Below are 12,698 nucleotides of genomic sequence, written 5' to 3'. Positions count from 1 at the left end.
ATCATGACCAACGCGGTGCGGGCACGTGAAGGCCGTACAGATCACGAAGGGGGCCCGGGCATGACCGCGTGGGACGACGTACGCGACCTGATCGACGAACGTGACGCCGACGGCGTCGCGAAGCTGGTCGTGACCCTGGACGACGCCGCCCGGCGCGAGGTCGCCAAGCGGCTGCCGGGGCATCTCAAGGAGATCCGGTCCCGTCTCGACTCCTGGCGCGGCGCCGGGGACCGGGCAGAGGCGTTGCGCGCGGCGGGCGCCGGCACGATCGCCGCCGCGGCCTCCGTCGCGTCCTGGCTCACCCGCCGCGGCCTGGTCGGCTCCCGCGAGACGGTCGACGACACCGATCGGCTGCTCGGCCTGGTCGGCACCCGCCCGCACGCGTGGCAGGCCGAGCTGGCGACGCGGCTGGCCGGGAAGCTCCGCGGGGGCGACCCGAGTTACGAACTGACCGCGTCCCTGATCCACCGGACCGGCATCGAGCCGCCGGCCGACGACGGTTTCGTCGTGAGCTGGGTGTCGGCGGCGCTCGGCCGCGGGCCGGTGGCCGGAGTGCTGGCCGCCGACCCGCTGCTGGACGCGCTCCTGCCGCGGATCTTCCACGCTCAGGGGGTCGGCGAGGCCCTGCAGTGGGACGGTGACCCCACCTCCGACGGCACCTGGCTGGGCGGGCTTCGCACGCTGGCCGCCGACGGCCGGGCCGACCGCGCGATGCTGCTGGACGGGTGCGTCGGCCGCTTCCTGCGCGGCGGCACCGCGCTGGAGCTGCGCTTCTTCGTCCGTCTGCACCAGGCGCTCGAACCCACCCGGGCCGAGGTGACGTCCCGGGCCCGCGACTACCTGCGGCTGCTGCCGTCCGCGCCCGGCACGGTCGCCGAGCTGGCCCTGGGCCACCTGCGGGAGATGCCCTCCGTGTCCCCCGGCGACTTCGCCGAAGCCGTCGAGGCGCTGATGTACCGGCCGGAGAAGAAGCTCGTGCGCGCCGGTCTCTCCTGGCTCGACCGGTCCGTGCGGCTGTCGCCGGAGTACGCCGGGGCGGCGGCCGGGGCGCTGGCGACCGCCTTCGCCCACGATGCCTCCGACGTGCAGGAACGCGCCGTACGGCTCGCCGTCAGGCACGCCGCGCACCTGGACCCGGCACCGCTCCGCGAGGCGGCCGCCTCCCTGCCCGCCGATCTGCGCGCCGATCTGCGTGCCGGCCTCGGCTTCGCGGAGCGGCCGGGAGAGGAGGAGGAACCGGTTCTCCCGGTCGCCCCGCGACTCCCCCACGTCGAGCTCCCGCCGCCCGTCACCACGGTGGCCGAGCTCGGCGCGGAATTCGCCCGGCTCGCGGCCGACCCCTTCAGCCAGCTCGACTGGCCGGGCACCGAACGGCTGGTGGCGGGGCTGGTCGAACTCACCCACCGGGAACGCGAAGCCGTGCGGGCGGCCCTGGCCCTGGTACCGGTCCGCAGGTGGGGATGGAGCGAGAACACCAACCCGCTGGCGTGGTTGTGGGCGGCCATGCAGGCCGTCGCCTCTCCGGCGGCCTCGTCACCCGCCCCTCGGCTTCCGGGCTTGAGCCATACCTCGGTGCCGCACCTGCTGACCCTGCGCCGGATGGCCGAGCTCGTCACCGCGGCGCGGGCGGACGCCCTGCCGCCGGTGCTGCTGGCCACCCCGACGAGCGCCGACGGCCATGTCGACCCCGCCGAGCTCCTCGCCCGTCTCGAACGGCTGGAGACCGTGGGCGTGGACCCGCCGGACGCCGACCTGCAGCAGGCGTTGCTGCGGATCCCCCGGCGGGTCGACGCCGAGGTGGCCGCGAGGGCCGCCCGGCTCACCAGCACCGCCGGGCGGCTCGTGGCGCGGTGGATGTCCGGGGAGGGACTGGCCGATCCCGTGGTGACGGTCCGGTACAGCTACGCCTCAGGCGCCTCCCGCCGCTGGTTCGACGAGGGAGAGCCGCCGTACCACTCCAACGCGCGTGCGGCGTCTTTCGTCGTGGCCTCGCCTGTCGAGCTCGACCTGATCGATTCGCTGTGCCGCGATCCCCAGACCTACGTCCACGGCCGCGACGGGTACATGAGCTGGTGGACCGGGGTCATGCCCTCCCATCGCGAGGTCATCGCGGCCCACCTGCTGCCGTTCTTCGACTGGGAGCGGCCCGAGCGCGGTCCCGGCCTGCCGATCCTGCACGATCTCGCGCGGGCGGACGGCCCCCTCGGCCCCGCCTTCGCGACCATGCTGGCCTTCCACCTGAACGACGAGGACCCCGGCGGGCGCGCGGCGGCCCTGGACCTGTTCCTCGTCCTCTCCGCGACCGGCGACCTGCCCGCCGCCGACCTCGGAGACCGGCTCGGTCACCTGGCCAGGACCGGCATGGCGACGCTGAGCCGTGTCATCCCGTCGCTGGCCGAGGCGGAACGGGCGGGCGCGGGCGCGCAAGTGTGGCGGACCGTCGCGGCGGCCCTTCCGCACCTGCTGCCCGCCGGCGGGGAACGGCCGCTCAGCGGCCTGGCCGACCTCATCGCGCTCGGCATCAGGACCGCTCCCCCCGGCGACACCACGCCGGTCCCCGGCCTGGCCGCGATCGCCGCGCGCGGCGGGTCGAGCCGGATGGTCCGCGAGGCGCTCCGCCTCACCCGGCTGCTCTCCCCCTGACGAGTGCCCGGAAGACGAGTGCCCGGAAGGCGACGCCCCGGGGACGGCCCGACCTACGGTCCGGGCGTCGGGGTTCACCGCCCGCCGGCCGGGAGCGGGCGGTCGTCCCACGGATTGCAAGCGGGCGTTAACCGGTCCGGGGGACCGTGGTGCTTCTCATCAGGAAGCGACCGCGAGGAGACCGATACCGATGGACACGTACGAGGCGGCCGCCCCGCCGGGGCAGGTGGGACGGCCGCGGGTTCTGCCGCCCCGGCCGGGCCGGGGACTGATCGCCGCTCTGGCGGTCTCCGGGATCTGCGTACTGATCGCCATGGGAATCGTCCTGGCGAACGGGGGCCCCGCCGGTTTCGGCGTCTCGTTCGCCCTGGGGCTGGCACCGCTGCCGATCCTGCTCGCCGCCGTGCTCGCGCTCGACCGGCTGGAGCCCGAGCCCCGGCTGAACCTGCTCTTCGCGTTCGCCTGGGGCGCCGGCATCGCGGTGGTCCTCGGCGTCGTCCTGGAACTGGGCGGCACTCTGGTGCTGGTGCGGGCCTTCGACGTGGGCGAGCGGGCGGCGGAGACCGCGACGCTGGTGGCGGTGGCCCCCGTGGTCGAGGAGGCGCTCAAGGGCGCCGCGCTCCTGTGGCTGATCTGGCGGTGCCGCCGCGAGATCGACGGCCCGACCGACGGCATCATCTACGCGTCCATGGTCGGCCTGGGGTTCGCCGCCGTGGAGAACATGGTCTACTACTCCGCGGCGTTCACCGAGGCGGGCACGGCGGGGGCGGTGGGCCTCTTCGTGCTGCGGGGGCTGGTCTCGCCGCTCGCGCACCCCCTCTTCACCTCGATGATCGGGCTCGGTGTCGCCTACGCGGTCACCTCGCGCCGCAGGGGCGCCTTCCTCGCCGTCCCGCTGGGCTACCTCGGCGCCGTGCTCCTGCACGGCCTGTGGAACGGGACCTCGGCGCTGGACTCGCTGCCCGCCCTCGGGGCCGCCTACCTCCTGGAGCTGGCCGTCATCTGCGCGCTCGTCGTCGTCACCGTGCGGGAGCGGCGGCGGCTGGTGGCCATGATGGGCGTGTACCTGCCCGCCTACCTGCGGACCGGTCTGGTCACGCCGTACGACATCGGCATGCTCGGCTCGCTGGACACCCGCAGGCAGGCCCGCCGGTGGGCCAGGGGGATCGGGGCGGGCCGCGCGATGTCCGACTACCAGCAGGCCGCGACCGAGCTGGTCATGCTGCACCAGCGCGCCGAGCGCGACGGCACCGACCCCGGGATCCCCGGGGACCCCGGGAACCTCGCCGCCGAGCGTGACGCCCTGCTGGCGGTCATGGCGCGCTCGCGGGAGAGCTTCGTGCGGCGTTCCCCGTCACAGCCGCAGCCCGCGTAGGGCCGCGTAAGCGCTCGCCGGTCCGCGCCGGACGGTGCGCGCGCTCGCCGGTCCGCGCCGGTCACCGTGCGGACGGGCCGGCTCGTACGGTGCCCGGCGCGGGCCAGGGGTCGTTCACCCCTTGCCCCCGCCCTTCTTGCGCGCGGCCATGAAGGCCACTCCCAGGCCGGCGCCGATGGCGATCCCGAGGCTGAGGCCGATGGCCAGGTTGTCGAGGGCGACTCCCAGGGCGGCGCCGATGGCGACACCGACGCCGACACCGAGAGGGAGACCGATGGCGGCCTTCGCCGCGTCGTCTGATTTCTCGCTCATGTGCTGCCGCTTCCCGAGCGCTCGCGGAACATGCGCTCACTCAGGGCGACATCTTGGTATACCGGCGATCTGCAAAACCCGTCCCCGGTCTCCCCGCCTCCGGCCGCCACGAGGCCACCGAACCCCGGGCGGGGAATGCGTCGCCCCTGGCGGGGGGCGCCGGTTGTGGGCTACCGTACCTGACGTGATCGTCAAGTCTGAGACTCTCAGCAGCCGGGGGCGGCGCACCCGGGCGGCGCTCGTCCAGGCCGGGCGGGAGGCGTTCGAGGAGCGGGGCTACGACGCCGTGCGCGTCGACGACGTCTGCGCCCGCGCCGGGGTCTCGCACGGCACCTTCTACACCTACTTCGGCTCGCGCGAGGAGCTGTTCCGCGAGGTGGCGGCGACCGTGGTGGGCGAGATGTTCACCGCCAGCGTGGTCGGGCCCGCCGCCCCCGGCGACCCGTACGCCCGCATCGAGGCCGCCAACCTGCTCTACCTGCGCGCGTGGGCCGCCAACTCCCGGCTGGTACGGATGCTGGAGCAGGTCGCGGCCACCGACGAGAGCTTCCGCGGCCTCCTGCTGGAGCTGCGCGAGGTCTTCGTACGGCGGGGCGCGGAGGGACTGCGGCGCCTGCAGGAACAGGGGCTGGCCGACCCGTCGCTGGACCCCCGGCTGACCGCCGTGATGCTGGGCGGGATGGTCGAGCACTTCGCCCACGTCTGGCTGGACCTCGGCGAGCACGCCGACGAGCGGACCGCCGTCGCGACCCTCTCCACGCTCTGGGCGCGAGCCATCGGCCTGACACCGGCACCGCCACCGCCACCGCCACCGCCACCGCCACCGCCACTGCCATCGGCACGAACGCCGGCGAGCGAGATCGTCGACATGACGTCCGCGTCAACCAAGGGAGCGGATTCATGAGCCGCCTGGACACCTCCGGCGAGGACTACCTGGCGCGGCGCGAGGCGATGCTCGCCAAGCTGGCCGAGCTCGACGCCGAGCATGCCAAGGCGGTGGCGGGCGGCGGCGGCAAGTACGTCGACCGGCACCGCGCGCGGGGCAAGCTCCTGGCCAGGGAGCGGATCGAGCTGCTCGTCGACCCCGACTCGGCGTTCCTGGAGCTCTCGCCGCTGGCGGCCTGGGGCAGCGACTTCCCCGTCGGGGCGAGCGTGGTCACCGGGATCGGGGTGGTCGAGGGCGTCGAGTGCGTGATCGTCGCCAACGACCCGACCGTGCGGGGCGGCTCGTCCAACCCGTGGACGATGCGCAAGACGCTCAGGGCGGCCGACATCGCCTTCGAGAACCGGCTGCCGCTGATCAACCTGGTGGAGTCCGGCGGGGCCGACCTGCCGACCCAGAAGGAGATCTTCATCCCCGGCGGCCGGATCTTCCGCGACCTGACCCGCCTGTCGGCGGCCGGGATCCCCACGATCGCCCTCGTCTTCGGCAACTCCACGGCCGGTGGGGCGTACGTGCCGGGGATGAGCGACCACGTGGTCATGGTCAAGGAGCGCGCGAAGGTCTTCCTGGGCGGGCCGCCGCTGGTCAAGATGGCCACCGGGGAGGAGTCCGACGACGAGTCGCTGGGCGGCGCCGAGATGCACGCCCGCGTCAGCGGCCTGGCCGACTACCTGGCCGCCGACGAGTACGACGCGCTGCGGATCGGGCGGCGGATCGTCAAGGGCCTGAACCGGCGCGGGTCCGGCGTCTCCCCCGGCTCCGTGCGCGCCCCGCTGTACGACGAGGACGAGCTGCTGGGCATCGTGCCGGAGGACCTGAAGATCCCGTTCGACCCGCGCGAGGTGATCGCGCGGGTGGTGGACGGCAGCGGGTTCGACGAGTTCAAGCCGCTGTACGGCGGGAGCCTGGTGACCGGGTGGGCCCGCCTGCACGGCCGTCCGATCGGGATCCTGGCCAACGCCAGGGGCGTGCTGTTCAGCGAGGAGGCGCAGAAGGCGGCGCAGTTCATCCAGCTCGCCAACCAGGTCCGCGTCCCGCTGGTCTTCCTGCAGAACACCACCGGCTACATGGTCGGCAAGGACTACGAGCAGGGCGGCATCATCAAGCACGGCGCCATGATGATCAACGCGGTGTCCAACTCGTCCGTCCCGCACATCACGATCGTCATGGGCGCCTCGTACGGTGCGGGCAACTACGGGATGTGCGGCAGGGCCTACGCCCCCCGCTTCCTGTTCAGCTGGCCCAGCGCCAAGTCGGCCGTCATGGGGCCCGCCCAGCTCGCCGGGGTGCTGTCCATCGTCGGCCGGGCCGCCGCCCAGGCTCGGGGGCAGGTCTACGACGAGGAGGGCGACGCGGCGATGCGCCAGATGGTCGAGGCGCAGATCGAGGCCGAGTCGCTGCCGTTCTTCCTGTCGGGCCGCCTCTACGACGACGGGGTGATCGACCCTCGCGACACCCGGACGGTTCTCGGCCTGTGCCTGTCCGCCGTCAGCAGTTCCACCGTCGATACCGCCCCGCGGCCCTCGGGCTTCGGCGTCTTCCGGATGTGACCCCGTGACCATGTCCCTTTCACCGATCCGCCGCCTGCTCGTCGCCAACCGGGGTGAGATCGCCCGCCGCGTCTTCCGTACCTGCCGCGACCTCGGCATCGAGACCGTCGCGGTCTTCTCCGACGCCGACGCGGACGCGCCGCACGTGGCCGAGGCCGACCACGCCGTACGGCTGCGCGGGGTGCGGCCCGCCGACACCTACCTGTCGGTGGAGAAGATCGTCGAGGCGGCCCGGGTGTCGGGGGCCGACGCGGTCCATCCCGGGTACGGCTTCCTGTCGGAGAACGCCGCCTTCGCGCGGGCCGTGTCCGAGGCCGGGCTGACCTGGGTCGGCCCTCCGGCCGGGGCCGTCGCCGCGATGGGCTCCAAGGTCGAGGCGAAGGCGCTGATGGCCGGGGCCGGGGTCCCGGTGCTGCCGGGCTTCGTCGCGGGGCCCGGCTACTCGATGGACGACCTGGAAGGCGACCTCGGCACCGTGTTCACCCGGACGAGCGGGGGCGCCTCCGGATGGGCCGTACCCCTGCTGGTGAAGGCGTCGGCCGGGGGCGGCGGGCGCGGGATGCGCGTCGTGCGGGTCACCGACGACCTGCCCGAGGCGGTCGAGTCGGCGCGCCGGGAGGCCGCCTCGGCGTTCGGGGACGGCACGGTGTTCGTCGAGCTCCTGCTGGAGGGCGCCCGGCACATCGAGGTGCAGATCCTCGCCGACGGGCACGGGACGGTGTGGGCGCTGGGCGAGCGGGAGTGCTCGATCCAGCGGCGGCACCAGAAGGTGGTCGAGGAGACCCCGTCCCCGGCGATCTCCCCCGCGATGCGCGCGCGCCTCCTCGACGCGGCGGTCACCGCCGCGCGGGCCATCGGGTACGTCGGCGCCGGGACGGTCGAGTTCCTCGTCGAGGGCGAGACGGTCGCCTTCCTGGAGATGAACACCCGGCTGCAGGTGGAGCACCCGGTGACCGAGTGCGTTCACGACGTCGACCTCGTCGAGTGGCAGCTGCGGATCGCCGAGGGCGCCCGGCTCCCCGCGTCGCCGCCCGAGCCGTCCGGGCACGCCGTCGAGGTGCGCCTCTACGCCGAGGACCCGGCCCGCGACTGGCTTCCGCAGAGCGGCGTCCTGCACCGCTTCGAGGTTCCCGGCGTGGACTCCCGTTTCGCGCCCCTGCCCGGCGGGCGGTACGGCCTGCGGCTGGACTCCGGCGTCGAGGACGGCTCGGAGATCGGCGTCCACTACGACCCGATGCTCGCCAAGGTCGTCTCCTACGGCGCGAGCCGCCCCGACGCCGTGCGGAGGCTGGCCGCCGCGCTGGCGGGGGCGAGGATCCACGGCCTCGTCACCAACCGGGACCTGCTGGTCGAGGTCCTGCGCCACCCGGCGTTCCTGGCCGGGGACACCCACACCGGCTTCCTGGAGGAGCACCGGCTCACCGGGGCCGGACGGGACGCCCACACCGGCTCCCCGGAGGGACAGGAGCTCGCCGGGCCCCCGGCGACCGGCCGGGAAGGCACCGACCGGGAAGGCACCGGACAGGAGAGCACCGGACAGGAGAGCACCGAGCAGGAGGACACCGGCCACTCGGGACGACGGCCGGAGCTCGTGCGCCTGTCCGCCCTCGCCGCCGCGCTCGCGGGGGCGGCGGCCAACCGGGCGGCGGCGACCGTGCAGGCGGGGCTGCCCAGCGGGTGGCGCAACGTGGTGTCGCAGCCGCAGCGCGCCGCCTTCGCGGAGGCCGAGATCTCCTACCGGATCACCAGGGACGGCCTGCGGGCGGAGGGGTTTCCCGATACGGTCCTGGTCGGTGCGACGCCCTCGCTCGTGGTGCTGGAGACCTCGGGCGTGCGGCACCGGTTCGCGGTCGCCCGCTACGACGGCGTGACGCACGTGGACTCCCCCCTCGGTTCCGTGCGGCTCACCCCGCTGGCCCGCCTGCCGGAGCCGGTGGAACACGTGCTGCCCGGCTCCCTGGTGGCGCCCATGCCCGGTACGGTTCTGCGGGTCGACGTCAAGGCCGGCGAGGCCGTCGGGGCGGGGCAGGTGGTCGTGGTGCTCGAGGCCATGAAGATGGAGCACCGGATCGCCGCGCCCGCGCCGGGCACGGTGGCGGCGGTGAACGTGACGCCGGGCCGCCAGGTCGAGGCGGGGGCCGTACTGGCCGTGATCGAGGAGCGGACGTGACCTTCCCCCGGGCTCCCAGGGGCCGGGAGGGGTCTTGAGGACGGAAGGACCGAGATGAAGACCGACGGGGGCTGGCCGGTGGAACGCCTGGTGCGCAAGGAGGTGTCCGGCGGGGTGGCGACGATCACCCTCGACTCCCCCCGCAACCGCAACGCGCTGTCGGTGCGGCTGCTGGGCGACCTGGAGGACCGGCTCAACTGGGCGCTGGCCGAGGAGAGCGTACGGGTGATCGTGCTCACCGGGACCGGGCCCGTGTTCTGCGCGGGCGCCGACCTGAAGGAGCAGCGGGTCGCGCCGGGCGGCGCGCACGAGGCGCCGGTGACCGCGTCGTTCCCGGAGATCATGAGCCTGATCTGGGAGAGCCCCAAGCCGGTCGTCTGCAGGCTGAACGGTACGGCGCGGGCCGGGGGGCTCGGCCTGGTGGCGGCCTGCGACTTCGCGATCGCCCCGGACTCGGCGTCGTTCGCGTTCAGCGAGGTGCGGCTCGGCGTGGTGCCCGCGATGATCTCGGTCACCGTGCTGCGGCGGCTCGGCCCGCGCGCCGCCGCCGAGTACCTGCTCACCGGGGAGACGTTCGACGCCGCCCGCGCCACGGAGATCGGTCTGCTCACCCGCGCCGTGCCCGAGGAGGAGCTGGACGCGACGGTCGCCCACTACACCGGCATGCTGCTGCGCGGCGGTCCCGAGGCGCTCGCCCTCACCAAGCAGCTGGTGCGGACCGTGCCCGGCCTGAGCGTCGAGGAGGGCATGCGCCAGATGGCCGAGCTGTCCGCGCGGCGCTTCACCTCCGCCGAGGGGCAGGAGGGCATCGCCGCCTTCATGGAGAAGCGGCCCGCGTCGTGGATCCCCGCGCCGGGGGCGAGCTGATGCCGTACGCCGAACCGGAGGCGTCTCGGATCGGGGAGAGCTGATGCCGTACGGCGAACCGGAAGAATCGGAGGCGCGCGAAGGCGCGTCCCGGACCGAGGAGGGCTGATGCTGCGCGTCGCCAACTGCTCCGGCTTCTACGGTGACCGGCTGTCCGCCGCCAGGGAGATGGTGGAGGGCGGCCCGATCGACGTGCTCACCGGCGACTGGCTCGCCGAGCTGACCATGCTGATCCTGGCCGGGAACCGGCTGAAGGGCCGCCCCGGCTACGCGACGACCTTCCTGAAGCAGCTGGAGGAGGTCCTCGGGACGTGCCTGGAGCGGGGCGTCAGGATCGTCTCCAACGCGGGCGGGCTGGACCCGGCCGGGTGCGCCGAGGCCGTGCGCGAGCTGGCCGGGCGCCTCGGGCTGCCGGTGAGGGTCGCCCACGTCACCGGCGACGACCTGACCGGCCGCGACCTGGGCGGCGCCCTCAACGCCGACACCGGTGAGCCGCTGCCCTCCCCCGCCCTGACCGCCAACGCCTACCTGGGGGGCCGCCCGATCGCCGCCGCCCTGTCGGCCGGGGCGGACGTGGTGGTGACCGGCCGCGTCACGGACGCCGCCCTGGTCACGGGGCCGGGGATCTGGCGGTACGGATGGGGGCCGGGCGACCTCGACGCGCTGGCCGGCTCGGTGGTCGCCGGGCACGTCATCGAGTGCGGCTGCCAGGCGACCGGCGGCAACTACGCGTTCTTCGGCCAGGTGCCCGACCTGGCGCGCTGCGGGTTCCCGCTGGTGGAGCTGGAGGCCGACGGCTCCAGCGTCGTCACCAAGCACCCGGGGACCGGGGGGCTGGTCTCGGTGGGCACGGTCACCGCGCAGCTGCTGTACGAGATCGGGTCGCCCCGCTACCTCGGGCCCGACGTGGTCGCGCGCTTCGACACGATCCGGCTGCAGCAGGAGGGCCCCGACCGGGTCCGCGTCTCGGGGGTGCGCGGCGAGGCGCCTCCGGACACGCTCAAGGTCGCCGTCAACTACCTGGCGGGCCACCGCAACACGATGACGCTCGTCCTGACCGGCCTGGACATCGAGGCCAAGGCCCGGCTCGCCGAGGAGGCCATCTGGTCCCGGGTGCCGAGGGAGTCGTTCGACGAGGTCCACGTGGAGCTCACCCCGCTCTCACCACGTGTCGGGACCACCCCGCACGCACCGCTCGGCGGGACCGCCCTGCTGCGCGTGACCGTGATGGACGCCGACCGGCGGAAGGCGGGACGTGCCTTCTCCTCGGCCGTGGTCGAGACCGGCCTGGCGAGCTATCCGGGCTTCTACGGCCTCACCCCTCCCGGTGACGCCTCGCCGTACGGGGTCTACTGGCCCACGCTCGTCCCGGCGGGGACGGTACGGGCCCGCGTCTGGCTCGACGGTCACGAGCTCCCCGACACACCCGATGTACCCGACGCGGGCGACGTATCCGGCGCGTCCGGCTTCCCGGAGGTGACGGCCGCGCCGGACACGAGCGACGGCGGGGGCGAAACCCCCGGGGGTGAGGCCGGGGGTGGGGCCGGGCGTGCCCCGCACGACGACCTCGGCGACGGTGAGACCGCGCGGGTCGCGCTGGGCACGATCGTGGGCGCCCGTTCGGGGGACAAGGGCGGCAACGCCAACCTGGGGGTCTGGGTCGGCACGGCGGAGCGGTTCCGGTGGCTGGAGGGCTACCTGACGGTCGAACGCCTGGCGGAGCTCCTGCCGTTCACCGCGGACCTGAAGGTCGAACGCTTCGAGCTGCCCAACCTGCTCGCCCTCAACTTCGTCGTGCACGGCCTCCTCGGCCGGGGCGTGGCCGCGAGTCCTCGTCTCGACGCCCAGGCCAAGGCTCTCGGGGAGGAACTCCGCGCCGGGCTCGCCGACATCCCGCGGCACCTCCTCTGACCCGCTCGCACGAAGACCCGCTCACACGACGACCCGCTCCACAACGGCCTGCTCACACAACGGCCTGCTCACACAATGGACCGCTCATGCGACGCCCTGCTCGCACGACGGACCGCTCACACGACGGGCCGTCGGCATGACGACGCCCGCGCCGATCCTCGGTCTCGACGAGCCTCGGTCTCGACGATCCTCGGTCTCACGGGGAGACGGCACTTCGTCCCCCTTCGGGTGGGGAAAACCCAGCGCTCCTTCATGTACGCGTGAGAAGAGGCGGTCTCCTCTCTCCGTACGGGCGAGGGGAGGCGCTCTCATCCGCGTAGACCCGCCAGGGTCACCGAGAGCAGGTGGCCGGCCCGGTCGAGCCCGCCGGGCAGTTCGCTCGCGGCCAGCGCGACGCCGGTGACGAGCTGGAAGAAGTCCTCGACGTCGACGTCCGGACGCGTCCGGCCCTCTCGCTGAGCCCGCGACAGGAGACCCGCCGCCGCCGCGCGCATCGCCGCGTGGCAGTCGAAGCCGGGCTCGGCCCCGCCGAGCGTCATCGAGGCGGACAGCCCGCCGTCGGCGAGGGCGTGGGCGAGCACGTCCCGCGACCACAGGGCCAGCGCCTCGTCGGGTGAGGTGTGGGTGAGCAGGTCCTCCGCCTTCGCGCACAGCGTCTCGACCCGGTCCTGGAACACGGCCGCCAGGAGGGCCTGCCGCGTGGGGAAGTGGCGGTAGAGCGTCCCCGGCCCCACCCCGGCCCGGCGCGCGATCTCGTTGAGGGACGCCTCGGGCCCCTGTTCGGCGATCACGGTTCTGGCGGTCGTCAGCAGGTGTTCACGGTTGCGACGCGCGTCGACCCGCATCGATACCTCCCAGGTTCCGCACGGTTTGCAAACGGAGAACTTCTCCGTATCATACGGTCATATTATCCGGAGACCCTCTCCG

General features: G+C 73.9%; 9 protein-coding genes. 7 read left to right on the top strand and 2 right to left on the bottom strand.

Annotated features, from left to right (window positions below):
• The first annotated feature begins 60 nt into the window (after positions 1–60).
• Positions 61–2,643, top strand: coding sequence for a DUF7824 domain-containing protein (locus tag AC5L38_RS02310; protein WP_495241051.1), 2,583 nt, complete (start codon positions 61–63; stop codon positions 2,641–2,643).
• 190 nt (positions 2,644–2,833) lie between these two features.
• The gene (locus tag AC5L38_RS02305; protein WP_495241050.1) at positions 2,834–4,018 is read left to right on the top strand and encodes a PrsW family intramembrane metalloprotease; all 1,185 of its coding nucleotides are present in this window, start codon (positions 2,834–2,836) and stop codon (positions 4,016–4,018) included.
• A 114-nt stretch (positions 4,019–4,132) separates the two neighbouring features.
• Here AC5L38_RS02305 and AC5L38_RS02300 read toward each other — a convergent pair whose 3' ends face one another.
• Entirely contained in the window at positions 4,133–4,330 is a 198-nt protein-coding gene (locus tag AC5L38_RS02300; RefSeq protein WP_495241049.1) for a glycine zipper domain-containing protein, read from the bottom strand.
• A 184-nt stretch (positions 4,331–4,514) separates the two neighbouring features.
• Between AC5L38_RS02300 and AC5L38_RS02295 the strand changes: the two genes are divergently transcribed.
• The 5 genes from AC5L38_RS02295 (at position 4,515) to AC5L38_RS02275 (ending at position 11,771) form a co-directional block, all read left to right on the top strand.
• Entirely contained in the window at positions 4,515–5,234 is a 720-nt protein-coding gene (locus AC5L38_RS02295) for a TetR/AcrR family transcriptional regulator (protein ID WP_495241048.1), read from the top strand.
• Positions 5,231–6,823, top strand: coding sequence for an acyl-CoA carboxylase subunit beta (locus tag AC5L38_RS02290; RefSeq protein ID WP_495241047.1), 1,593 nt, complete (start codon positions 5,231–5,233; stop codon positions 6,821–6,823). The genes AC5L38_RS02295 and AC5L38_RS02290 overlap by 4 nt, the downstream gene beginning before the upstream one ends.
• A 10-nt stretch (positions 6,824–6,833) precedes the next feature.
• The gene (locus AC5L38_RS02285; protein WP_495241537.1) at positions 6,834–8,993 is read left to right on the top strand and encodes an acetyl/propionyl/methylcrotonyl-CoA carboxylase subunit alpha; all 2,160 of its coding nucleotides are present in this window, start codon (positions 6,834–6,836) and stop codon (positions 8,991–8,993) included.
• Between the two features lie 54 nt (positions 8,994–9,047).
• Positions 9,048–9,860, top strand: a complete 813-nt coding sequence (locus tag AC5L38_RS02280) for an enoyl-CoA hydratase-related protein (RefSeq protein WP_495241046.1) — start codon at positions 9,048–9,050, stop codon at positions 9,858–9,860.
• Between the two features lie 108 nt (positions 9,861–9,968).
• Positions 9,969–11,771: an acyclic terpene utilization AtuA family protein gene (locus tag AC5L38_RS02275; protein ID WP_495241045.1), complete on the top strand. Its 1,803-nt coding sequence runs from the start codon at positions 9,969–9,971 to the stop codon at positions 11,769–11,771.
• Positions 11,772–12,079: 308 nt separating this feature from the next.
• Here AC5L38_RS02275 and AC5L38_RS02270 read toward each other — a convergent pair whose 3' ends face one another.
• A complete protein-coding gene (locus AC5L38_RS02270) occupies positions 12,080–12,616 on the bottom strand; it encodes a TetR/AcrR family transcriptional regulator (RefSeq protein WP_495241044.1) in 537 nt (178 codons plus the stop codon).
• Positions 12,617–12,698: the final 82 nt, after the last annotated feature.

The organism is Streptosporangium nanhuense (assembly GCF_059358815.1).
This window is presented reverse-complemented; position numbering and strand designations above follow the sequence as displayed.